At 66.7% G+C, this 23,928-nt stretch carries 17 protein-coding genes; 5 read left to right on the top strand and 12 right to left on the bottom strand.

Annotated elements, in window-relative coordinates; all coding sequences use genetic code 11:
* Positions 1 to 273: 273 nt before the first annotated feature.
* The 3 genes from AC1PPK_RS19015 to AC1PPK_RS19005 are packed head-to-tail and all read right to left on the bottom strand — an operon-like array spanning position 274 to position 5,785.
* On the bottom strand, positions 274 to 3,375 hold the full coding sequence (locus tag AC1PPK_RS19015) for an efflux RND transporter permease subunit (protein ID WP_481118235.1): 3,102 nt from the start codon (positions 3,373 to 3,375) through the stop codon (positions 274 to 276).
* A 14-nt stretch (positions 3,376 to 3,389) separates the two neighbouring features.
* Positions 3,390 to 4,424, bottom strand: a complete 1,035-nt coding sequence (locus AC1PPK_RS19010; RefSeq protein ID WP_481114585.1) for an efflux RND transporter periplasmic adaptor subunit — start codon at positions 4,422 to 4,424, stop codon at positions 3,390 to 3,392.
* Positions 4,424 to 5,785, bottom strand: coding sequence for a TolC family protein (locus AC1PPK_RS19005; RefSeq protein ID WP_481114584.1), 1,362 nt, complete (start codon positions 5,783 to 5,785; stop codon positions 4,424 to 4,426). The genes AC1PPK_RS19010 and AC1PPK_RS19005 overlap by 1 nt, the downstream gene beginning before the upstream one ends.
* Before the next feature lie 305 nt (positions 5,786 to 6,090).
* Here AC1PPK_RS19005 and AC1PPK_RS19000 point away from each other — a divergent pair, with 305 nt between their 5' ends.
* On the top strand, positions 6,091 to 8,040 hold the full coding sequence (locus AC1PPK_RS19000) for a helicase-related protein (protein ID WP_481114583.1): 1,950 nt from the start codon (positions 6,091 to 6,093) through the stop codon (positions 8,038 to 8,040).
* A 17-nt stretch (positions 8,041 to 8,057) separates the two neighbouring features.
* Here AC1PPK_RS19000 and AC1PPK_RS18995 read toward each other — a convergent pair whose 3' ends face one another.
* Positions 8,058 to 8,750 carry a hypothetical protein gene (locus tag AC1PPK_RS18995; RefSeq protein WP_481114582.1) on the bottom strand — a complete coding sequence of 231 codons (693 nt, stop codon included), beginning with the start codon at positions 8,748 to 8,750 and terminating at the stop codon, positions 8,058 to 8,060.
* Positions 8,751 to 8,908: 158 nt separating this feature from the next.
* Between AC1PPK_RS18995 and AC1PPK_RS18990 the strand changes: the two genes are divergently transcribed.
* The gene (locus tag AC1PPK_RS18990; RefSeq protein WP_481114581.1) at positions 8,909 to 9,679 is read left to right on the top strand and encodes an oxygen-binding di-iron domain-containing protein; all 771 of its coding nucleotides are present in this window, start codon (positions 8,909 to 8,911) and stop codon (positions 9,677 to 9,679) included.
* A gap of 35 nt (positions 9,680 to 9,714) precedes the next feature.
* On the opposite strand, the gene AC1PPK_RS18985 is transcribed toward AC1PPK_RS18990, so the two are convergent.
* From AC1PPK_RS18985 to AC1PPK_RS18975, 3 genes are read right to left on the bottom strand one after another with little or no spacing between them, the layout of a single operon-like run.
* Positions 9,715 to 10,893, bottom strand: coding sequence for a vWA domain-containing protein (locus AC1PPK_RS18985; protein ID WP_481114580.1), 1,179 nt, complete (start codon positions 10,891 to 10,893; stop codon positions 9,715 to 9,717).
* A 13-nt stretch (positions 10,894 to 10,906) separates the two neighbouring features.
* Positions 10,907 to 11,749, bottom strand: coding sequence for an AAA family ATPase (locus AC1PPK_RS18980; protein WP_481114579.1), 843 nt, complete (start codon positions 11,747 to 11,749; stop codon positions 10,907 to 10,909).
* Positions 11,750 to 11,776: 27 nt separating this feature from the next.
* Positions 11,777 to 12,697, bottom strand: coding sequence for a histone deacetylase family protein (locus AC1PPK_RS18975; protein ID WP_481114578.1), 921 nt, complete (start codon positions 12,695 to 12,697; stop codon positions 11,777 to 11,779).
* Positions 12,698 to 12,790: 93 nt separating this feature from the next.
* On the opposite strand from AC1PPK_RS18975, the gene AC1PPK_RS18970 reads away from it, so the two are divergent.
* From AC1PPK_RS18970 to AC1PPK_RS18960, 3 genes are all read left to right on the top strand, one after another.
* Complete coding sequence (locus AC1PPK_RS18970) at positions 12,791 to 13,960, top strand: M20 aminoacylase family protein (RefSeq protein WP_481114577.1); 1,170 nt, start codon at positions 12,791 to 12,793, stop codon at positions 13,958 to 13,960.
* Positions 13,961 to 14,069: 109 nt separating this feature from the next.
* Complete coding sequence (locus AC1PPK_RS18965; RefSeq protein WP_481114576.1) at positions 14,070 to 16,556, top strand: ABC transporter permease; 2,487 nt, start codon at positions 14,070 to 14,072, stop codon at positions 16,554 to 16,556.
* Between the two features lie 37 nt (positions 16,557 to 16,593).
* Positions 16,594 to 18,039, top strand: coding sequence for a DNA recombination protein RmuC (locus AC1PPK_RS18960; protein WP_481114575.1), 1,446 nt, complete (start codon positions 16,594 to 16,596; stop codon positions 18,037 to 18,039).
* Between the two features lie 3 nt (positions 18,040 to 18,042).
* On the opposite strand, the gene AC1PPK_RS18955 is transcribed toward AC1PPK_RS18960, so the two are convergent.
* The 5 genes from AC1PPK_RS18955 to AC1PPK_RS18935 are packed head-to-tail and all read right to left on the bottom strand — an operon-like array spanning position 18,043 to position 23,904.
* On the bottom strand, positions 18,043 to 19,497 hold the full coding sequence (locus AC1PPK_RS18955; RefSeq protein WP_481114574.1) for an ArnT family glycosyltransferase: 1,455 nt from the start codon (positions 19,495 to 19,497) through the stop codon (positions 18,043 to 18,045).
* Positions 19,494 to 21,059: an ArnT family glycosyltransferase gene (locus tag AC1PPK_RS18950; RefSeq protein ID WP_481114573.1), complete on the bottom strand. Its 1,566-nt coding sequence runs from the start codon at positions 21,057 to 21,059 to the stop codon at positions 19,494 to 19,496. The genes AC1PPK_RS18955 and AC1PPK_RS18950 overlap by 4 nt, the downstream gene beginning before the upstream one ends.
* A gap of 6 nt (positions 21,060 to 21,065) precedes the next feature.
* Positions 21,066 to 22,124 (bottom strand): glycosyltransferase family 2 protein, encoded by a 1,059-nt coding sequence (locus AC1PPK_RS18945; RefSeq protein WP_481114572.1) that lies wholly within the window; start codon positions 22,122 to 22,124, stop codon positions 21,066 to 21,068.
* Between the two features lie 5 nt (positions 22,125 to 22,129).
* Entirely contained in the window at positions 22,130 to 23,101 is a 972-nt protein-coding gene (locus tag AC1PPK_RS18940; RefSeq protein WP_481114571.1) for a lysylphosphatidylglycerol synthase transmembrane domain-containing protein, read from the bottom strand.
* Positions 23,098 to 23,904, bottom strand: a complete 807-nt coding sequence (locus tag AC1PPK_RS18935) for a phosphatase PAP2 family protein (protein ID WP_481114570.1) — start codon at positions 23,902 to 23,904, stop codon at positions 23,098 to 23,100. Before AC1PPK_RS18935 ends, AC1PPK_RS18940 begins: the two co-directional genes overlap by 4 nt.
* Between the last annotated feature and the right edge of the window lie 24 nt (positions 23,905 to 23,928).

Here is a 23,928-nt window from a genome sequence, read left to right as displayed (position 1 = left end):
CTTGGACGGTTTTGGATTGTGATTTACAATAAAACAAAGAGTTAGATTGTAGTTCTGGATTTCTTTGGGCTTCTTTGAATAGGTTTTAGGGGGACTCACTCTCCGCCAAGACCAGTTTCAAGCAAAAAGCCCTGAGCAATCAGGGCTTTTTGCTTTTCTGCATTCGAGTCTCAAGCATGGCGGCTTGCGGATCGACTCTTGTGTTTCTCCACGGTGGCTGGACAACGTTCTTTTAGGAAGAGTCACACGGTCCGCTTCAAGTTGAAAATCCGGCTACTGTCGATGAGCGCCGCCTGTCTCGAATCGTCCGAACCGCAAGGCCAGGGTTGGCAGCACCAGCAGATTGAGCAGAGTCGAGGTGACGATGCCGCCCAGGATGATGATGGCCATCGGTCCCTCAACTTCGTTGCCCGGCTCGCCGCTCTGCAGAGCCAGAGGCAGGAGGCCGAGGCCGGTGACCAAGGCGGTCATCAGGATCGGCGCGAGGCGTTCGGTGGCGCCGAGCAGTGCGGTTTGCAGATTCCACGCGTGACCTTCCTCCCGCACCAGGTATTGGTAGTGGGAGATGAGCATGATGGCGTTGCGCAGGGTGATGCCGAACAGCGTCACGAAGCCCACCAGGGAGCCGAGGGAGAGCAGGCCGCCGGTGGCGAAGGCCAGCACCAGGCCGCCGACCAGCGCAAAGGGCAGGTTGGTCATCACCAGCAGCATGCTGCGCGTACTCCTCAAGGCCAGGTAGACCAGAATGCCAATGACGACTGCGGCCACTCCGAAGTCGACCAGCAGGTCCTGTCGTGCCTGGGCCTGCGCCTGGGCTTCGCCGGTAAAGGCGAAGAAGTAGCCCCGCGGCAGCTTCAGGTGGGTGCTCAGGCGCTGCCGGGCGTCGGCGACGACTTCCTCCACGGTGCGCCCGGCGACCTGGGCGGTGACCGTCTGCAGGCGCTGGCCACCGCTGTGGAGGATCAGGTAACGCCCTTCCGTTTCGCGGATGTCGGCCAGCCGGCGCAGCGGAACGGTCATTCCCGCCGCGTTGCGCAGCGGCAGATCGCCGACGCCGGCCGGGTTGCGTCGGGCCGCCGCGGCCAGCACGACGGTGACGTTGCTGACTGCGTTGCCCTCGTACACCTGGGCCACGTCGGTGCCCTGGTAGGCGGTCTGGATGGCTTCCAGCACGTCCAGGGGCGCGAAGCCCCAGCGGGCGAGCTGGTCCTGGCGCAGGCGAACCGACAGCTGGGGCAGCATCGGTGGTGATTGCTGCGTCACTCCGCTTGCGCCCGGAACGGCGGCGAGGATGGCCTGGGCCTGCCGGGCCAGGCCATCCAGCACATCCAGGTCCGCGCCGAAAACGTTAAGGATGATGGGTGCCGTGTAGCCGGACAGGGTTTCCTGGATGCGCTCGGTGAGGAAGGTCTCGGAGGTGAAGCTGAGGCCGGCGAACTGGGCCAGGATCTCCCGCATGCGTGCCTGGGTCGCCTCCTGGGCCTTTGCGTCCAGCCCAGGCGCCAGGTCCACCTCGAACTCGCTGTACTGCGGGCCCAGCACATCCACGCCGCGGGCTGTGCGGCCAGCGCGCTGGGCGACGCTGCGGATGTTGGGCACCTCGAGCAGGGCCTTGCTGACCTGGGCCCCGATGCGCAGGGCTTCCTGCAGCGACGTGCCGGGCGTGGCGCGCATATGCACGATGACGTGGCCCTCGCGCAATTCCGGCAGGAACTCCATGCGCAGGAAGGGCAGGGTCGCCAGCGCCATCACCGCCAGGCCGGCCAGGGCGAGTACGACGGTACGCCAGTGCGCCTCGACATGCATGAGCAGCCGGGCGTAATGCGCCTTGAGCCAGACATAGAGGCGGGGCTCCTCCACGTCTTCGTCCCGGGCCGCCAGCAGCAGGTAGCACAGGGCCGGCGTCAGCGTCAGTGCCACGACGAGGGACGACAGGATGGCCAGCAGGTAGGCGAGAGCCAGAGGGGCGAACAGGCGGCCGGCCACGCCGGTCAGGCTCAGGACCGGCAGGAAGACCGCGGCGACGGTGAAGGTGGCGTAGATCACCGCGCCGCGCACCTCGGTGGACGCCCGCACGACCACCTGCCGCGCGGTGAGCGGGTAGCCCAGGCGCCGGTTCTCGCGCAGGCGCCGGTAGATGTTCTCCACGTCGATGATCGCGTCGTCCACAACCTCGCCCAGTGCCAGGGCGAGGCCGCCCAAAGTCATGGTGTTGAGCGCCACGCCCATGTGGTGGAGAACGACGATGGCCGCCAGCAGCGACAGGGGAATGGCCGTCGCCGAGATGAAGGCAGTGCGCGCATTGAACAGGAAGAGGAACAGCACCAGCACCACCATGCCGGCACCGAGCAGCAGAGCCGTGCGCAGATGGTCCGTCGCCGCCACGATGAAATTGGCGGGCCGGAACAGGTCCGCATGCAGTTCGATGTCCTGGGCTGCCAGCACGGGGCGCAGGCTGTCCAGCGCCCCGTCGAGCTCACGGGTCACCGACACGGTGTCGGCACCGTACTGGTTGCTGACCATCAGGATCACGCCGGGCCGGCCCTGTACGTTGGCGCCGCTGAATGGCACTTCGCTGCCGATTGCGACCGTCGCCACATCCGCCAGGCGGACGACACTGCCGCTCTGCGTCCGCAGCAAAACCTGGCCCAGCTGCGCCGCCGAGGTGGCCTGCGCCTCAGTGGTGAGGACGATGCGCTGGTTGGCGGTGTCCAGTACGCCGGCGCCGCGCACGCCGGTCGCGCGCTGCGCGGCAGCCACCACATCCTGCAGCGACAGTCCGAGGCGCACGAGTTTCTCCGGCACCACCTGAACCTGGTACTGCTTCACATCACCGCCGTAGATGCCCACGTCGGAGACGCCGGGGCGGCCCAGCAGGCGCGGCTTCAGCGTCCACTCGGCAAAGCTGCGCAATTCCATCAGCGATCTGGAGCCGGACGTCAGGCCGATGCCCAGCACCTGGGTGGTGGCGGAGCTCAGCGCTGTCATCCGCGGGCTGCGCACACCCGCCGGTAGCTCGCCGGCCAGCGCCGCCAGCTGTTCGCTGACCAGCTGGCGGGCACGCCAGATATCCGTTGAGTCGCTGAAGGTGAGCGTGATGACGGAGACGCCCTGGATCGACTGGGAGCGCATGGAGGCGAGGCCTTTGGCACCGCCGAGGACATTCTCGACGCGCTGGGTGACCAGTTGCTCCACTTGCTCGGCCGACAGGCCCGGCGCTTCCGTCTGCACGGTGACCAGCGGTGGTGTGAACTCGGGGAAGACGTCGAGCCGCGACTGGCTCAGGGCATAGATGCCGTAACCGAGCAGCAGGCAGGCCAGGGCGACCATCACGCCACGCAGGCGGACGGCGGAATCGATGAGGACGGTCAGCATCACGGGCGAGGGCGTCAGTCGTTGTCCGTTTGTCCGGCCGTCGCCGGCCGCGACTCCTCGGACAGTAGTAGCTGCGCGCCGCGTACGACGACCTGCTCACCGGCAGTAAACATGTGCGTCACGATGAAGTCGCCGTCCCGGGGCTGGCCGGCGTCGACCGGGCGTCGCGCGAAACGAGACTCGGAAATCCGCACGTAGGCCCATGGCTGTCCGCCGTACCAGACGATGGCGTCGCCTGGAATGCGCACGCCGCCGGCGCCTGGCGCATGGGCGCTCAGGCGCAGGCCGGCGGGCAGGTCGGCCGTCGTGCGATAGAAATGCGCCTGGCCGTGGAAGGCAGTATCGGCTAGTGGAGAGGTCGATATATGCCGCGCCTCGAGGGGCGGCATGCCATCGCTGGTGATGATGACCACCGGCGGCGCCTCGGCCGTCGGCGGCACGAGACGCAGCAGGGCTTCGCGCCGTGTCAGCAGGGGCGCGAGCGCGCGGCCTCCCTGGCGGCCGGCCCAACCAGCGATGACCGTGCCGAACTGGTTGCGCAGTGCGCTTTCGACGTTGCCGAGGGTTGCCCGGGACGCGTGTGATCTGGCGTCTGCTGCCGTGACGGTGGTGCGGGCGGTCTCAAGCGCCTTGAGCGAGGCGGTGCCGCCGTCCTGGTATAGGGCTTCGACGCGGGCCTGTTCTGCGCGGGCGGCCCCGAGGGCGGCGTTGGTCGCCACCAGATCTGCCGCGGCGGCATCGCGGCGGCTGGCCAGTTCGGTGAGAGGCTGCAGATCGACCACCGTGCCGTAGAACCTAGCGCCGCTACCCGTGCCGCCGGGGGCGAGCACGGCGGTTCGGATGTCATTGTGTGCCTGCATGACCTTGTCGAGGGTCAGCACGGTGAAGCCATCTTCCACCGCGACGCGTGAGGGGACGGCTGTGCTCTCCTGTTCGGCCTCGCGGCCTTCTTCCGCACGGGATTGCAGGAAACCAGCCACGCTGAGTCCCACCACCAATAGAGGTATGAGTACCAGCGAGGTGCGTCTGAGGGTCTTGTTGGGCATCATCACTTCAGATTGTGATTGTTGTCCGCTGCCGTCGCGAGCGGCTGTTGCAGGGCGTCTTCCAGGCGCCCCACCGCGCTTTGCAGTTGCAGGCGGGCGTCGAGTGCGGACTGGCGGGCTGACAACTGTAGCTGCTCGGCCAGCGCCACGGCCAGACGGTCCTCCTGGCCGGCGGCGAAGGCCTTGCGCAGGCGCGAAAGCTGGCGTGTCTGTTCGGCGAGCTGGGCTTCCCGTTGTTGAAGGCTCTCCTGCGCACCGAGGCATTCGGTCATCGCGGCGTCAGTCTCCACCAGGGCCTGGCTTTCCAGTAGATGGATGCGCGCTTCGGCCTCCCGGCGCCGTCCTCTTGCTTCGGCGATGGGCCCCTCGTTGCGGTTGAAGAGCGGTAGTTCCAGGCCACCGAAAGTGAAGCCGGGGCGGCGGGCGCTCTGGTCAAAGGTGTAGCCAGGGCCCAGGGTGATGTTGGGATACTGGCGGGCAATTTCCACCTGCAGCGCGGACTGGCTGGCTTCGAACTGGGCCAGCGCGGCGGCCACGTCGGCACGATTCAGCAGCGCGTGCCTTTGCGGTGTGCGAGCGGGCAGGGGCGGGAGTGGTTGCTCGAAGGCCGACAGGTCCAGCGCTGCCGCGCCGAGCGCAGGCAGGCTAACGCCCAGGGTGGTGGCCACGGCGGCGCGGGCGTTGTCGGCCTGGCGCCGGGCGGCCAGTTGTTCGCCCTGGGTTCGCATCAGCGCAAGCTGTTGCTGACTGGCTTCCCAGGGAGAAACGTCGCCCAGTACACGCCGCCGCTCGAAGCGTTCTGCGATGTCCTGATCGATCAGCGCCTGTTGCTGCAGCAGGGTCTCGCGGGCTTCCGCGTGCCACAAGTTCAGCAGCGCGGAACGCAGGCGGCTGCGTACGCTCCACGCAGAGGCCGCGAAACTGAAGCGTGCCGCATCGCTGAGTTGCGACGCCTGATTGATGCGGTAAGTGCGACGGCCGCCGGTCTCGATGGGAATGTCGAGGGCGAAACCGAGGGTCCAGGGGGATGTGCCGGCCTGGGGATTGAGCGTGCCCTGCAGCGGCAGTTGCAGGGTTGGGTTCGGGCGTTGCGCGGCGGTGAGACGGCCGGCCTCCACCGTTGCCAGGTGCGCGCGGGCGGCCTCCAGTTCCGGGTTGTAATAGAAGGCCGCCAGTGTCAACGTCTCCAGCCCCCAGCGCTCCGGCGGCTGGGCTGTGCCGTGCTGCGAAAGGTAGCGCTGCAGGTCGGCTGAGTTCAGCGCGCGGGCTGCATGAGTATCGGCGATCGCGGCAGCAGACAGGGGCTGCGGATCGAAGTGGTCGGTGGCACAGGCAGTGAGCGCCGCGCAGGACAGCGCGAGCATGCGCCGGGCCCATGCCGGCAGGGACGTCCCGCGGCGCCTCCGGCGCGGGGGCTGTGGCAAACCGCTCATCAAGACATGCCTACCCTGTAAAAGAAGATGCCCGGCGGAGGCCGGAAACGCGCAACACTACCGTGAGTGGCGGATTTACTCCAGCGCGCAGACCCAGGGGCGGGCAGGCGGACCGTGGAACATTTCCCCCTTGGTCGTGGATTTGGGCGTGCCGGGGAAGGAGCGGTCGAATAAGATGTGCGCCCCCCGTTGTTTTGCCCATCGGATGCACCGATGGCGTCGTTGAGAGGATTCTTATGCATGCACCCGCCAGCCAGTCGGAAGCCCTGCGCTTCTCCCGCACCTTTAGCGGTAACCGGGTGTGGCTGGCCGTGGGCCGGACCATACGTATCCGGGGTGACGCGTTCCGGGTCTTTGGTCATCTGCCCGAGAGCTGCCTGGGCCAGGCAAGCCATTGGCGACGCCGGCCGGGCGACGTGCGGGACGCGCTCGAACAGGCCATGCTCAAGGAAGTCGGTGCGGAACTGGAGTACGCGCTCGAAGCAGCGATCATCGAAATCGGTGCCTATCTGGATGCCTGTGCGGCGGAAGGGCTGCAAGCCAATCTGCGCAAGCTGAAGGAGCTGTGGTCCGGCGGCGATCTGGATCTTTCCACGGTTGGCAAGGGCCTGGCTCAGTCCCTCAACGATCTGCGCGCCAAGCAACGCCACCACGATCTGGCGGAACAGATCGGGCGGACGCTGAAGCTGTCCGATTATCCGGCCACGTTCCAGGCTGGCCGGCGCACGCGCCGGCTGGTGGCAGTGCTGGGCCCCACCAATTCTGGCAAAACCCACGACGCCTTCGAGCGCCTGGCGACAGCCACGTCCGGCGTATATCTGGGGCCGCTGCGTCTGCTGGCGCTGGAAGCCTTCACCCGCCTGAACGAGGAGTTCGGTGTTGGCGCGTCCCTGATCACTGGCGAGGAGCACCGCATCGTCGAGGGCAGCCGCGTGACGGCATCCACCATCGAGATGCTGGATGCCTCCACGGCCGTGGAGGTGGCGGTCATCGACGAGATCCAGATGCTTGACGACCCGGATCGCGGCTGGGCGTGGACCCAGGCGGTGGTCGGTGCCAATGCCCGCGAGGTGTGGCTGGTCGGGGCCTTGTCGGCGGAGCCGGCCATCACGGCGCTGGCCGCCCGCCTGGGCCTGCCGCTGGAGGTCCGGCGCAAGCAGCGCAAGCATCCGCTGGTGGTGGGGCAGGCGCTGGGCAACGATCCGGTGGCTGCGCTGCGGCGTGCCAAGCCTGGTGACGCCTTCATCGTCTTCTCGCGGCGGGACGCCCTCAATCTGCGCGATGATCTGATGGCCCTCGGAAAATCGGTGGCCTGCATCTATGGCGCGCTGTCGCCGGAGGTGCGGGAGCGGGAGGCGCACCGTTTCGCCGGCGGGGATGCGGATATCCTCGTCGCCACAGACGCCATCGGCATGGGGCTCAATCTGCCCATCCGGCGCGTCGTGTTCACCGCCGTGCAAAAGTACGATGGCACGTCGCGGGGAACCCTGTCGCCGTCCCTGCTTCAGCAGATCGGTGGTCGCGCCGGGCGCTTCGGTCATCATGACGAGGAGGGTGTCGTGGCGGGTCTCACCCCGGCAGAACACCGGGTGGTGAGCAGCCTCATGAAGGCCCAGCAGGAGCCGTTGGAGGTGAGGGGCTTCCAGATCACGGCGGGTTCAGCCTACCTGGAACAGATCGCCGAAATGTCGGGCGACCGCCGGCTGGAGGCGCTGTTGTCCCTGTTCCTGCTCCATGCAGACTGTGGCGACGGTTTCTTCACGCCGCACATCCCGGAGGAGCAACTGGCCCGTGCGGCCCAGCTGGACCGCATGAAAAACCTCAGCCTGCATCAGAAGCACGTGTTCTCGATGGCGCCGATGGCATCGCAGAACGAGACGATCGACGGCGTGTGGCGTGACTGGGCTTACGGTGCCAACAAGGGCAAGACGATTGCGCTGGATTTCTTGCCCCAGTCGCCGCGGCGTGCCTCGCTGGAGGAGGCGGAAACCACCGTGCGTCTGCTGGCGGCCTATCGCTGGTTCGCCTACCGGCTGCCCGAGCTGTTCGTCGATCTCGAACTCGCCGACATGCATCTGGCGCCGTGGATTGCCGCGGTGGACGGCCACCTGCGCAGCCGCCGCCGTCAGGGGGCGGGAGGGGGGCGCAAGGGTGTGCCGAGCTGGTATTGGCCCGTCAGGCGCTGACGGGCCAATACTGTCTGTCAGGGCGTCTGTTGATAGACGCTGTACGCGCTCATGACCTTGGGGGGCTTAATGCCGCCGGTGACCGGGTCGAACAGGGACGTGGACTTGGCGGGCTGGTTGGCGAAACCGGCAGTGCGATCCTTTGTTGCCTTGGTGCTGACTAGCATGTTGGTCCTGGCGTCGTAGATGCTTTTCGTCTTGGCGTTGGGCAGGCGGGCCGTTGCCGTATTGTCAATCCGCCCTCCTGTCGAGTCGACGAGCAGCGATCCGCTGCCAGGTCGGAGGCCGGCACGGGTGCGCTTGCCGGCCGAATCGCAGGTGCTGTAGATGTCGGCACTCTGCCCGTTCAGGCTGGAGGGATCGGTGGACAGAACGACCCGTCCGGACGCTTCCTGGCGTGAGATGGCGCTGGGCTTGGCATGCCCGGAGATGCCCTGCATGGCGCACATCGTGGCGGATGGGGGACGCAGGTCCTCCGGGCGGACACCCTCGCGGTTCATCACATTTACGCCACCGAAGCCGGCCTGGGCGCCAGGACCCTTGCGCATGGCCAGCAGCTTCTTGCGGGCCATCAGCGAGCTGCTGTTCTGCTGATTGTTCAAGGTGGACGACGGGGCCCGGCTGGCGAAGCCGGTATCGAGGGACCACGCGTAGTCGACCGGTGCGAGCAGGATGACAGTCGCGCAAAGTAGGGGTATGACTTGTTTCACGACGGAGACTGGACTATCCGAAAGTGCTAAAACTACCTCAATGCCGTGCGAATGACGAGAAGTTTCTTTGACGACGGTCAATGTAAGTTGCTGTCACGTTTTCGCCATGTGGCGACTCGGATAAAGTATCGATCTTTCTGATACGCGGAATGCACCCCATGGCAGTCGAACTCTTCAATAATGGCAAGCATGCCTGTCTGGCCTTTTACGATCTGGTGGACGAGGAAGCCGACCATGCGGTGCAGTGCAACCAGTTCCTCATTGTCGATGGTGAGCACGGTGCGCTGATCGACCCGGGCGGCAACATGACCTACAACGGCCTGCTGATGTCCATGCAACGCTTCTTTCCGTCGCGGGGGCTGGACTACATCTTCGCTACCCACGCCGACCCGGACATCATCGCTTCCCTCAACAAGTGGATGGTGTCTACCCATTGCAAGGTGATGATCTCCCGTCTGTGGACGCGTTTTGTACCGCACTTCACCACCGGCAAGGATTACTCGGCGCGGATCCTCGGCATCCCCGACGAAGGCATGAACATCCCGCTCGGCGAGAGCAAGATCAAGGCGGTGCCTGCCCACTTCATGCATTCGGAAGGCAACTTCCAGTTCTACGATCCAGTGGCCAAGATCCTGTTCTCGGGAGATATGGGCGCCTCGCTCGTCGACCACCATCAGGCCGCCGAGCCGGTGCGGGATTTCGACGACCATGTGATTACCATGGCCGGCTTCCATCGCCGCTACATGATCTCCAACAAGATCTGCCGCTTCTGGGTGAACATGGTTCGCCAGCTGGACGTGGAGATGATCGTGCCGCAGCATGGTTGCCGATTCGAGGGCAAGGTGATGGTCAATCGCTTCCTCGACTGGATCGAGCAACTACCCTGCGGCATCGACCTGCTGACCCAGGACAACTACCGGGCGCCGTGACACCGGCTTGGTCCTGGCATACGCGGAAGTGGTGTCTATTGCTTCCGCGACAGATGGGTGATGGCTCGCGTCAGACCATCCAGCGTGAGGGGGAACATGCGCTCTCCCAGCAGCTGGCGCACGATGCCGATGGTTTGCCGATAGTCCCACATGCGCTCCGGCTCCGGGTTGAGCCAGGCGACCGCGGGATAGGCATCGGCGAGGCGGCGCAGCCAGGTCGCGCCGGGTTCCGGGTTGCTGTATTCGATGGAGCCGCCTGGCTGCAGGATCTCGTAAGGGCTCATCGTCGCGTCGCCGACGAAGATCAGCTTGTATTCCGGGCCGTATTTGTGGAGCACGTCGAGGGTCGGCGTGCGTTCCGAGTGGCGTCGACGGCTGTCCCGCCACACATGGTCGTACACGCAGTTGTGGAAGTAGAAGTACTCCAGGTGCTTGAACTCGGTGCGGCAGGCCGAGAACAGCTCCTCGCAGACCTTCACGTGGTCGTCCATCGAGCCGCCCACGTCGAAGAAGATCAGTACCTTTACCGCGTTGTGGCGCTCGGGGCGCATCAGCAGATCCAGGTAGCCGGCGTTGCGGGCGGTGGCGGCGATGGTGCCGTCCAGGTCCAGTTCGTCCGGCGCGCCGAGGCGGGCGAAGCGGCGCAGGCGGCGTAGCGCCACCTTGATGTTGCGGGTGCCCAGTTCGACGGTGTCGTCCAGGTTGCGGTATTCCCGCTGCTCCCACACCTTGATGGCCGTGCGGTTGCCGGCCGATTCGCCGCCGACGCGGATGCCTTCCGGGTTGTAGCCGCTGTTGCCAAAGGGTGAGGTGCCGCCGGTACCGACCCATTTCGAGCCGCCCTGGTGGCGCCCCTTCTGTTCCTGCAGGCGCTTCTTGAATTCCTCCATCAGCTTGTCCCAGCCGAGCTTCTCGAGCCTGGCCTTCTCTTCGGGGCTGAGGTGCTTGGTCGCCATGGCCTTCAGCCATTCCTCGGGCAGGTCCACTTCCAGGCCGGGGATGGTCTCGATGCCCTTGAAGTACTCGCTGAAGGCTTGGTCGAAGCGGTCGTACTGGCTCTCGTCCTTGACCAGGCTGGCGCGGGCCAGAAAGTAGAAGTCTTCCATGCGGTGCCCGCCCAGGCCGGCTTCGAGGGCTTCGAGCAGGGTCAGGAATTCCTTGGTCGTCACCGGTAGCTTGCGGTTTTTGAGGTGCAGGAAGAAGTCGATGAGCATGGCAGCATCCGGCTCAGCGGTTGCGCTGGGCCATGTAGACCAGGCGCTCGAAGAGGTGCATGTCCTGCTCGTTCTTCAGCAGGGCGCCGTGCAGCGGCGGGATGGCGGCCTTCTGGTCGGGCGAGCGCAGGGCTTCCACCGGAATCTCTTCGGCCACCAGCAGCTTGAGCCAGTCGATCAGCTCGGATGTGGACGGCTTCTTCTTCAGGCCTGGCACGTCGCGCAGGCCGAAGAAGACCTCCAGGGCTTCCTTCAGCAGGGCCTGCTTGATGCCGGGGAAGTGCACGTTGACGATCTGCTGCATCGTGTCCCGGTCGGGGAACTTGATGTAGTGGAAGAAGCAGCGGCGCAGGAAGGCATCCGGCAGCTCCTTCTCGTTGTTGGAGGTGATGAAGACGATGGGGCGGTGGCGTGCTTTGACCGTCTCGCGGGTCTCATAGACATGGAACTCCATGCGGTCGAGTTCGCGCAGCAGGTCGTTGGGGAATTCGATGTCGGCCTTGTCGATCTCGTCAATCAGCACCACGGTCGGTTCGTCGGCCTCGAAGGCCTGCCACAGGGTGCCCTTGACGATGTAGTTGCCGATGTCCTTCACCTTGTCGTCACCGAGCTGGGAGTCGCGCAGGCGGGACACAGCGTCGTATTCGTAGAGGCCTTGCTGGGCCTTGGTGGTGGACTTGATGTGCCACTGCATCAGTGGCATGCCGAGGGCGGCGGCGACCTCTTCGGCGAGCATGGTCTTGCCGGTGCCGGGCTCGCCCTTGATCAGCAGCGGGCGCTGCAGGCGGATCGCCGCATTGACGGCCAGCATCAGGTCGGGGGTGGCGACGTAGTTGTCGGAGCCTTCGAAACGCATGGGGAATCCTCGCTGGGGTTTTCTCGATTATAGCGATGCTGTTTTACGTGCACGGAAGATGTGCGCAGCGGTGCTCACCGTGGCGACGTGGATGTCCACGGTGTCATCGATCTGGCGGGCGTAGCCGCCGGCCATCGCGATGGCCACCGGCAGGCTGCGGCGTCGGCATTCGCCGAGCACCAGCTCGTCGCGGGCGGCGAGGCCGGCCTTGCTGAGCCTGAGGCGGCCGAAGCGGTCGTCCTCGAAAGGGTCGGCGCCGGCCAGGTAGATGACCAGCTGCGGGTCGGCGCGCCGGAACACCTCGGCCAGCGCGGGCCGCAGGGCGTCGAGATAGGCTTCATCGCCGCTGCCATCGGGCATGTCCACGTCCAGGTCGCTGCGTTCCTTGTCGAACGGATAGTTGAGGGCGCCGTGGATGCTGAAGGTGAAACAGTCCGGCTGCTTGGCGAGGATCGCCGCGGTGCCGTTGCCCTGGTGCACGTCGCAGTCGACGATGGCGACCCGCTCGACACGGCCCTCGGCGCGCATGGCCAGCGCCGCGATGGCGGCATCGTTGAAGACGCAGAAGCCTTCGCCCCGGTCGCGGAAGGCGTGGTGGGTACCGCCGGCCAGATTGGCGGCGCAGCCCTCTGCGAGGGCGGTCCTGCAGGCGGCCAGCGTGGCGCCGGCGGAACGGCGCGAGCGTTCGACCATCGCCTCGGACCACGGAAAGCCGATGCGCCGCTGGGCCTCCTTGTCCAGCATGCCGCGGGCCACGCTTTGCAGGTAGCGGGCATCGTGGGCGCGCAGGATCTCGGTGTCGTTGGCGGCCGCCGGCACGTGGAAGTCGTCGGCATCGAACAAACCGCCGGCGAGCAGGCGCGCCCGCAGGCGGGCGTATTTTTCCATCGGGAAGCGGTGGCCTTCGGGAAGGGGCAGCACGAAGTGGTCGGCGTAGAACAGTTTCATCGCTGGGGTGGGGGGCGAGTGGTGGAGCGGGGGCAAAGCCCGCTGCTATCATTGATTGATCCACGGCCTTTGGGCCGGACATCGGGACGCATCATGCACCTTCTAGAGAATTTGGGGGCACTCCATCCGGAGATCACGGCGCTCCGCCGCGACATCCACGCCCATCCTGAGCTGGCCTTCGAGGAGCATCGCACCGCAGCCCTGGTCGCCGAGCGCCTGGAGGCGCTGGGCATCGAGACACACAGGGGCATCGGAAAGACCGGCGTGGTCGGTGTGCTGCGGGCCGGTAACAGCCAGCGGGCCATCGGCCTGCGGGCTGACATGGACGCGCTGCCGATCCAGGAGAAGAACGACTTCACGCATCAATCCCGCCATCCGGGCCGCATGCATGCGTGCGGGCACGACGGGCATACCGCCGTGCTGCTGGGTGCGGCCGCCTACCTGACCCGCAATCCCGACTTCGACGGGACGGTCTATTTCCTGTTCCAGCCAGCCGAGGAGGGCGAGGGCGGGGCGCCGGCGATGATTGCCGACGGTCTCTTCGAACGTTTCCCGATGGAGGCGGTGTTCGGTCTGCACAACTGGCCGGGCCTGCCGGTCGGGCAGATTGCCGTGCATCGCGGGCCGGTGATGGCCTGTGCCGACCGCTTCGACATCGAGATCCGCGGGCAGGGCGCCCACGCGGCGATGCCGCACCAGGGCATCGACCCGGTGCTCACCGGCGCGGCGCTGGTGCAGGCGCTGCAGTCGGTGGTGTCGCGCAACGTCGACCCCCAGGATTCGGCCGTGCTGTCGCTGACCCAGTTTCATGCCGGCGACGCCTACAACGTGATTCCCGAAGTGGCGCAGCTATGTGGCACCGTGCGGGCCTTCCGGCCCGAGGTGGAGGCCCGCGTCGAGGAGGCGATGCAGCGAGTGTGCACCGGCGTCGCCGCAGCCTTTGGTGCCGACATCCGCTTCGAGTACCGGCGCGGCTACCCGGCGACGATCAATTCGGTGCCGGAGGCTGAGTTCTGCGCGGCGGTGGCGAAGGAGATCTGCGGCGATGCCAACGTGACGGTGGATCCCAAGCCCAGCATGGGGGCCGAGGATTTCGCCTACTTCCTGCAGGAGAAGCCCGGTTGCTACGTGTGGCTTGGCAACGGGCCCGGTGAAGGCGGTTGCACGCTTCACAATCCCCATTACGATTTCAACGACGAGGCGATTCCCTACGGCGTTGCCTACTGGGTCCGCCTGGTGCAGCGCTGGCTGTCCGACGCGTAAGTGGGTTGAGCGGAGGGCTGTCATCGACCCACGCGGATAATCCGAAGAATTCCGGCCCTGGTTTTTCGCCCGGCCGGAATTTTTTTGCCGCTTCCCTGCCTCAAGCCACATGAATACCTTCTTCCTGTCATTCCGCATGCTCCGGCGCGACCTGCGCGCCGGCGAACTGGGGCTGCTGCTGGCGGCGCTGATCATCGCCGTGGCCAGCCTTACCAGCGTCGGCTTCTTCACCGACCGCGTCGCCCAGGCTCTGGCCCGGGAGGCCAACCAGCTGCTCGGTGGGGATCTGGTGCTGGTGTCCGACCATGCCCTCGATCCTGCCTACCGTGCCGAGGCGACCCGGCGCGGCCTCAAGACGGTGGTCTCCAGCACCTTCACCAGCATGGCCAGCCTGGGGGAGGGCGCCCAGCTGGCGGGCGTCAAGGCTGTCGAGGATGGGCATCCGCTGCGCGGGACCATGCGCATCGCGCCGGGGCTCAATCAGCCCGACCGGGCGGCGCCGGGCATTCCCGCCGCCGGAGAGTTGTGGCTGGACGAACGGCTGGCCAGTGCCATCTCCGCGAAACCAGGCGACATGATCGGACTGGGGGCGATCCGCCTGAAGATGAGCGCCGTGCTGTCCTTCGAGTCCGACCGGGGCGCCAATTTCTTCAGCCTGTTGCCGCGCCTGGTGATGAATGCGGCTGACCTGTCGGCGAGCGGCCTGGTCCAGCCGGGCAGCCGGATCTTCTACCGGCTGCATGTAGCCGGGGAGGTCGCGCCGGTGAAGGCCTTCGAGACCTGGGCGCGGGCCCGCCTGAGGCGCGGCGAGACGCTGGAGAACGTGGAGAACGCGCGGCCCGAGGTGAGGACCACGCTGGACCGTGCCGAGCGTTTTCTGCGTTTCGCGGCGATGCTGGCGGTGGTGCTGGCTGCGGTGGCGGTGGGCTTGTCCACCCGGCGCTTCGTCGAGCGGCACCTGGACGGTTGCGCGGTAATGCGCTGCGTCGGTGCGACGCAAGTGCGCCTCCTGTCCCTGTTTCTCGGCGAGTTCGCGCTGCTCGGCCTGGCGGCGGGCGTGGCCGGCTGTGGGCTGGGTTTCGCGGTGCAGTTCGCGCTCAACGAGCTGCTCGGCAGCCTGGTCGGCTTCCCGTTGCCGGCGCCGGGCTGGCTGCCGGTGCTGCATGGCTTTGCGGTGTCGCAGCTGTTGCTGCTGGGCTTCGCGCTGCCGCCGCTGATCAGGCTTGGGCGGGTGCCGACGCTGCGCGTGCTGCGGCGCGAATGGGACGGCATCGCCGCGCGGGAAGGCCTGGCCTGGGCCCTCGGTGCGCTGGTGTTGGCCGGCCTGCTGGTCGGCATCGCACGGGACTGGCTGCTCGGCGCCTGGGTGGTCGGCGGTTTCGCACTGGCCTTCGCGGTGTATGGCGGCGTGGCGTGGGCGGTGATCGGGGGGCTCGGACGCGTGCGTGGTGTGGCGAGCAGCGGCTGGCGTTACGGCCTGGCTTCCCTGCGGCGGCGGCCGGTGGCCAGCCTCGTGCAGGCCCTCGCCCTCGGCATGGGGCTGACGGCCCTGTTGCTGCTGACGCTGGTGCGCGGCGACCTGTTGTCGAGCTGGAAACAGACCACGCCGGTGGACGCGCCCAATCGTTTCGTGATCAACATCCAGCCCGAACAGCTGCCGGCCCTGCGCCAGTTCTTCAAGGACAACGGCCGCGTTGAGCCCTTGTTGCAGCCGATGATCCGCGGGCGCCTGATGGCGGTGAATGGCCGCCCGGTCGGGCCCGACGACTACGCCGACGACCGGGCCAAGCGGCTGGTGGACCGGGACTTCAACCTGTCCTTCGATTCGCGCCTGCCGTCCGGCAACAGCGTCGTCGAGGGGCGCTGGCATGGGGACGAGCGTGTGCCGCAGTTCTCCGTTGAGCAGGGGCTGGCCCAGACCCTCGGTCTGGCGATGGGCGATCTGCTGACCTTCGAGATCGGCGGCGTGCGCCGCGAGGCGCGCATCACCAGCCTGCGCAAGCTGGACTGGGATTCGATGCGGGTGAATTTCTTCGTGATCGCCGCGCCGGGCATGCTGGAGCAGCAGCCGGCCAGCTACATCACCAGCTTCTACCTGCCGCCGGGGCAGCTGGAGTTCGCGAACCGCCTGGTGGCGGCCTTCCCGAACCTGACGGTGATCGACGTGGCGGCGGTGATCGGCCAGATCCAGGCGATGGTCGATCAGCTGATCGCGGCGGTGCAGTTCGTCTTCGGCTTTGCGGTGGTGGCGGGCGTGGTTGTGCTGTTCGGCGCGCTGCAGTCCACCCACGACGAGCGGGAGAAGGAGCTGGCCATTCTGCGCACGCTGGGGGCCCGCAACGGGCAGCTGCGGGCGGCGCTGCTCGCTGAGTTTGCCGTGCTCGGGCTGGTGGCCGGCGTGCTGGCGGGCGCCGGGGCAACCGGCATCGGTTGGGCACTGGGGCATTTCGTCTTCAAGCTGCCCTATGCGCCGAGCCTGCTGCCGCTGCTGGCCGGCGGTATTGCCGGCTGCGCGGTGGTGACGCTGGCTGGCTGGGTCGGCACGCGGCATCTGCTGTCCCAGCCGCCGCTGGCAAGCCTGCGGGCGCTGAGCTGACGGGAGGACGCTGGAATGGCCGGGTATACTTCCGGCCATGACTTCAGAATCCGCTCCTGCCTTGCTGCCGCTACTGTTTGTACTCCTCCTCGCCGTCCTGTCCGTCGTCGCCTGGCTGGCCCTGCGGATCACCCGTCTCAACGGGGCCCAGGACGAAGTCGCCGGGCAGCTGATCGCCCATCTCGATAGCCGCCTGGAAGGTCTGTTCGGCCACCAGCAGTTGCAGTTCGTCAGGGAGCTGCAGGCCACGTCGACGGCCGGGGGCGACCGCGTGATCGACATGCTGGCAGGCGAAGTGGACCGCCTGCGCGACCGCCTCGACGCGGAGCAGGCTGCGTCCCGCCATTCGCTCCAGCAGCTCCATCTGGCCCTGGTGGCCCAGCTCGGTACGCAGAAGGAAGAGATGGCACTGCGTCTGTCCGAACTGGCGTCTGCAGTGGCCAGTGGGCAGGAGAAGCTGCGCACGGAGATGATGGCCGAGACCCTCAAGACCTTGTCCGAGCACGCTCGCGCGGATCGGGAGCTGCTGCAGCGCGGCCTGAGTGGCGCGTCCCAGCAGCTGACCCACAGCATCGAGGCGATGAACCGTACTGTCGGCGAGAGCCTGGAGGCAATCAGCGGCCACGTGAACCAGCGCCTAGACGAGGGTTTCCGCAAGACCAACGAGACCTTCACCAATGTGATGGCGCGGCTGGCGACTATCGACGAAGCACAGAAGAAGATCGGTGACCTGACCACCAACGTGGTCAGCCTGCAGGAGTTGCTCGGCGACAAGCGCTCCCGCGGCGCCTTTGGAGAAGTCCAGCTCGAAGCCCTTGTGCGCAACGCCTTGCCGCCGGAATCCTTCGATTTTCAGTACGTTCTGCCGAATGGCACACGGGCCGACTGCGTGCTGCGCCTGCCTGAGCCCACCGGGATGGTGGTGGTGGATTCGAAGTTTCCGCTGGAAAACTACCACCGTATGTTTGCCGGTGAGGCGGGTGACCTGGAGCGGCGTACGGCCCAGACGGCTTTCCGCAACGACGTGAAGAAGCACGTGGATGCGATTGCCGACAAGTACATCCAGCCGGAGGTTACGTCGGACGGGGCGGTGATGTTCGTGCCGGCGGAGGCGGTGTTCGCCGAGATTCATGCCTACCACCCGGAAGTGGTGGCCTACGCGATGCAGCGCCGGGTGTGGATCGTCTCGCCGACGACGCTGATGGCGGTGCTCAACACTGCGCGGGCAGTGCTGAAGGACGTGGAGACGCGCAAGCAGATCCACGTCATCAAGGACGCCCTCGGCAAGCTGGCGAAGGACTTCAACCGCTTCGACGAGCGTATGCAGAAGCTGGCCACCCACATCCGCCAGGCCAATGAGGACGTGGCGGACGTGCAGACATCGTCGCGCAAGATCAGCGCCCACTTCCAGAAGATCGAGGCGGCCCAACTCGACGAGCCGCTGGCCGCGCTGCCGGGCGTGGAGCCCGGTGCGGGGCAGTAGCGCTCAGTAGCCCTTGAAGTCCTTCAGCAGGAAGACGTAGACCTCGCGCTTGAAATCCTTGTGGACCGGCACGACGACCTTGCCGAGAAGTTCGCTGCCGCCGAAGTGGGCTGCGATGTCCGGGATTTCCGGCTTGCGGCCGACGTACAGGATGTCGCGCCCTTCCTTGCCCTTCAGCGTGGTGGTGAGCTCGTAGTGGTCGATGGGCAGGTGGTCGGGATTCCAGGCCGCGTATTCGGCCGGGTGCAGGCGGTACACCAGATGGGCGATCAGCTCCCGGTCTTCGCCGACGAGGATGCTGCCGGGGTGGTTTGCCAGCAGCGGCGCGACGCCGTCGGCCAGGTGGATCCAGCCCCGCGCGCGCTTGTAGGGGTCGTTCTTGGCAGTCAGTGCGGTGCCGGTGGCGCGGGCGATGTCCGGCCAGTGATAGGCCAGCATCGCGGCGACAAGGTTTGCCGCCACGCCGGCGATCAGCCAGCGCCGGCCGCGCTGCAGAAAGACCGCCGGCACCAGCAGGCAGGCGCCGACGAAGATCGGCGCGGCCCAGTTGCCGTTGGCGCGGCCGGTCAGGGCCTGCAAGCTGACGAGCAGCAGCAGCGGCACAATGAAGACCAGCAGCGTGCGGTGGGAAGCATCGCGCCACAGGCTGCGCCCGCGGAACAGTGCGATGCCCAGCAGCACGCCGAGCAGCGGACCGAAGGACAACCACTGGGCGCCTATGAATTCACCGAGCTGGCCCGGATGCCAGCCGCGCTCCCCGTGGCCGCCGACGCGGGTGATCTCCGCGGTATGGCGGAAGGTGGGGAAGTCGTGAGTCCAGTTCCAGTACAGGTTGGGCGACAGGATCGCCACCGCCAGCAGCACGGCCAGCCAGGGCTGCGGGCGGAGCAGCCAGTGGCGCTGTTTCGGGTCCAGCGCGATCAGCAGCAGCGCCGACGGCAGGAAGGCCGCCATCGTGTACTTGGACATCAGGCCGATGCCGATCACTGCGCCGCAGGCCAGCCAGGTACCCCAGCGGCCTTTGTCCAGCGCGCGCAGCAGGAACAGCAGAGCAAGGGTCCAGCACAGCAGCAGCGGGGCGTCGGTGGACACGAAAAGGCCCAGTGCCGCCACCAGCGGCATGGACATGAAGGACAGGCCAGCCCAGAAACCCACCTTCGGCGAGTACATCCGGCTGCCCAGAGCGTACAGCGCAAAGGCAGTCGCAGGGTAGAGCAGCAGGGACGGCAGCTTGATGGCAATCAGGCCGTTGCCGAACACGGCTGTGCTGCCGGCGATCAGCGCGGCGATCACCGGCGGCTTGGAGAAATAGCCCCAGTCCAGGTTCTGCGACCAGCCCCAGTAATAGGCCTCGTCCACGTACAGGTCGATGCCCAGGTGGCCGATCACCCAGATACGGTAGACGGTCAGGACTGCGGCGATGAGCGCCAGCGGGCCGACATAGCTGCGCTCGCTCATGGCTTCACCTTGACGAGGGCTACGCCGCCTTGGCGGAACAGGACGTCCACCGGCACGTCAGGCGGCAGGCGGTCGATGCGCGTCAGCGCGACTTGGCCGGGCTGAGGATCGCCCTTGAGGGTGACGGCCTGGCGATAGACGCTGAAGCTCGGGGCGGTGCTGAAGTTCCAGAACATCACGTCGCCCTCCAGCTCGTGGGCCTTCAGTCCGGCGGCTTTCACCGGTCCCTGGGCCAGTTCGCCGGCAAAGGGCACGACCAGTCCGGCCAGCAGCACGACCTGGAGTGCGGCTGTCACGGCGAGACGCTGCGCCAGCGAGGTTTTGGAGAACAGCACATAGAGCAGCCACAGGACGAAGGCGGTGGCCGTCAGGCCCAGGTAGACGGTGTCTCCAACCTCCAGTGCCCGGCTGAGCTGGGCCCGGTAGTAACCGTCACCCAGTTTGCCGGCGGACAGCTTGTCGAAGATCGCAGGAAGCGCCGGCAGCAGTGCCAGCAGCAGGCCAGGTGCCAGCAGATGCAGCCAGGCCCGTCGCGCCGTGCCGGCATGCAGGCCGATCAGGATGAACAGCGGCGTGCAGCCGTACAGCACGTAGTGGGGCAGCTTGGTGCCGGACAGGGAGAAGAAAGCGACGACGAAGCCGAACCACAGCCACAGGAAGCGCTGCAGCGGGTCGCCGAGTCCGGCCTTGAGCTTGCCGAGGGCGACGACGAACAGACCGCTCCACGGCAGCAGCAGCAGCGGCACCGCGATCACGTAATAGAAGGCGCTGCCGCCATGGCCCTCCAGCGATCCGGAGAAGCGCTGCACGTTGTGTTTCATGATGAAGCCGTCGATGAAGTCCTGGCCGTGGCGGTGCAGCGCGTAGGCGTACCAGGGCGTGACGAGGGCTATCAGGATCAGCCAGCCGAGCGGGTTGAAGACCATCCGCGCCCAGCGCAGCCATTCGCCGCGGCTGGCGCAGTACAGGAAGCTGACTGTGCCGGGGACGATCAGCGCCACCGGCCCTTTGGTCAGGGCGCCCAGGCCCATCCACAGGAAGGCCCGCAGCAGCGGAGCGCGCTGGCCGCTTTCGAGGTGGCGCCAGACGTCGAACAGGGTCAGCGCGAGCAGGCAGTTGAGCAGGCCGTCGGCCGTGGCGGCGCGGCCGATGGCGAAGGGGCCGAGGGCCGTGCAGGCGACGGCCAGCGCAATAAGCGCCGCGTCTTCGCCTACACGTCGGCGGGCGAAGAAATAGGTGGCGTAGCTCCACACGATGGCGGCGAGCGCCGAAGGCAGCCGGAAAGCCCATTCGCTGGCGCCGAAGATCAGGTAGCCGACCGACTGCAGCCAGTAGATGAAGATCGGCTTGTCGAAGCGTGGACTGCCGTTCAGGTAGGTGAACAGGAAGTCGTGGCGTTCGAACATCTCCCGCGTCGCCTCGGAAAAGGCACCTTCATCCACATCGAACAGCGGTGCGCCGCCGAGGCGCAGCAGGAAGGCGATCAGAGGCAGCAGCAGGATCAGGCGGCCGACGGGCGTGCCGGCGAGCCGCCCGCCGGCGGTGTGAAGGGCCGACGACATGGTCGCTTACTGGGCGCCGGCCGAACGCCAACCTTGGTCGTCCTGCAGGGCGGCGTTTTCCCGCGCTACATAGGCCTGGCTCTGGCCGGATTCGAAATAGACGCGGGTGAGCAGTTCGGCGAGCACGCCGGAGGTGACCATCTGCACGCCTGCGATGACCAGGAAGAAGCCGCCGAACAGCAGCGGACGGGTGCCGATGGAGGCGCCGGTGAACAGCTTGAGTAGACCCAGGTAGCTCAGGATCACCATGCCCAGCGCGCCCAGGCCCAGGCCGATGCCGCCGAAGAAGTGGCCCGGACGGGTGCGGAAGCGCATGAAGAAGTACACGAAGATCAGGTCGAGGATGACCCGGAAGGTCCGCGAGATGCCGTACTTGGACTGGCCGAACATGCGCGCGTGGTGGGTGACCTCTTCCTGGGCGATCTTGCGCGGCGTGGTCACGGTGGCCAGCCAGGCCGGGATGAAGCGGTGCATTTCGCCGTACAGGCGGACGTTCTTGATCGCGCTGGCACGGAAGGCCTTCAGCGAGCAGCCGTAGTCCTGCAGGTGCACGCCGGTGATCTTGGCGATCAGGCGGTTGGCGATCTTCGACGGGATCTTGCGCAGGACCATGCCGTCCTTGCGGTTCTTGCGCCAGCCGGCGACGAGGTCGAGATCCTCGTTGAGCAGGCGGCCGACCATGCGCGGGATGTCGATGGGGTCGTTCTGCAGGTCGCCGTCCATCGTGACGATCACGTCGCCGCGGGCGGCGTCGAGGCCTGCCTGCATCGCCGCGGTCTGCTTGAAGTTGCGCATCAGCGCGACGATGCGCACGTGCGGGCCGTAATGCTTGGCGGCCGCTTCCAGGTTGTCCACGGTGCGATCCGAGCTGCCGTCATCGACGATCACCACTTCCCACGGGTAGGGATAGGGGCCGAGGGCCAGGTGGATGCGCTCGAGCAGCGGCGCCACGTTGTCTTCCTCGTTGTAGAGGGGGACGACGACCGACAGCCGGTGCGGCGGCAGGTTGGCCGGGATCTGCGGCTGGGCGGGCGGGAGCGGAGAGAGCTGGGAGGCTGCGGTCATAGTATTTATTCGTTTACAGATCGGGTATTCACCCCGTCGTTGGCTGACGAGGCGGATTGTAAGTCGGAGCGGGGCGCTGCGGCGGCTTCCGGTGTCTTTGCGGCCGGGAAGAGCCAGGCGATGGCGCCTGAGGTGACGGAGCAGGCGATGACGAAGAGGTGCAGCGCCAGCGCCACCTGCAGTCCGCCTGTGAGAGGGATGCCGCTCGGCAGCAGCGCCGCGGCGGCGCCGGCCTCATAGGTGCCGAAGCCGGCCACGCCTTGCACAGGCAGGATCGCGGCGAGTTCGGCGCCAAGGGCGCCGGCCGCGCCCACGTCGATGGCTGCCGGCAGCAGCGCAGCCAGCAGGGCCGCCTGGGCGGCGAGCTTGACTGTCCAGTTGGCGATGGTCCACACCCAGCCGTAGCGGGCGTGGCGGGTGCTCTCGGCGAAGGCGTCGCGCACCTTGGCCAACTTGGCGGTGAAGGCCTTGCCATTGGCCCAGTCGTGAGGCGCCCGCGCCCAGCGCGGCAGCCACCAGGCCAGCGTTATTACGCCGAGGATGCAGGCAGCCTTGAGCGCGACCGGAAGTCCCGGCCACACGAAGGCGGCGAGGGCCATCACGACGAATGCGTCCTGCAGGCGGAACCAGAACAGGGAAGCGATGGCGCGGGGCAGAGCGATGCCGAAGTTCTGCCGCAGCAACAGCGGGAAGGCTGCTTCACCGCCGCGGAACGGCACCACGTTGATCATCGCGTTGTGGATCAGCACGATGCGCAGGCAGGTGCCGAAGCGTCCAGCGGCCTGAGCGCGGAACTCGTCGAACACCCGCAGCGCGCGAAGGACATAGGACAACCCAAAGCCACCTGCGCACAGCATCAGTGTGGGCATGTCGAGGCGCGCGAACACGTCGCCGAGGCCACGCCAGCGGCCGTCGGCCATCAACCAGGCCAGTAGACCAATGGATACGGCAATTGCGATAAGGCGCTTGGCGTTCATGAACGGGTCTCCGTGTCGTTGCCGAGGGCCGAGGCTGCGCCACCGATGCCCCAGGCGGCAAGACCGATCTGATACAGGTGCACAGCCGGATAGCCCAGGTCGATGAACAGGAGTGCGAGGCTGCTGCCGAGGGCGATGGCGGCCATCGCACGTACGCCACTGCGGTGCTCCCAGAAGCGCCAGTGCGCCGAAAGGACGCAGCCCAGGGCGCCAATCAGCCAGCCGCCGCACGCACCGACGAGCACATCCAGCGGCCAGTGTGCCCCCATTGCAACGCGGGAAAAGGCGATCAATGCGGCCGTGGCAAGAATGGCGAGGCGCATGCGGGTGCTGGCCTCGGGCCACGCAAAGATCAGCGCCGCCGCCACGACGAAGGCGGTGGTCGCATGGCCGGACGGAAAGGAGTACACATACAGTTTCTGACCGATGAGGTTGAAACTGCCGGATTCAAGCACGCCGGCCGGACGCATGATGTCGAAAATGCGTTTGCCGCCTTCACTGAAAACCAGGGCCAGTGGGCTGGCTAGCAGCGCTGAGGCCAGCCAGCGAGGGCGCGTCTTCAGGGTCGGGGCCAGCAGGGCCAGCATGCCGAGTACGGAGCCCGTCAATGACAGCGCGGACCACAGGGACGGTGAAACGCCGCTGGCGGCAGAATTGAGCGTGATGAAGAGCGATTGGTTGCCGGCGACGACGCAGGCTAGCGCGAGCACCGCAAGCGCGGCCGCAGGCGCGATCAGCCAGCTGCGTGGCAGGGCGGCGCCTGGTGCGGGGATTGCGTCGGGGACGGACTCGTCGTAATGCAAGGGACCGGGGGCTCAGCAAAACCC

The organism is Zoogloea sp. JDB1 (assembly GCF_056724025.1).
Note: the sequence above shows the minus strand (reverse complement) of the source record. Positions and strands in the feature narration are given on the sequence as shown.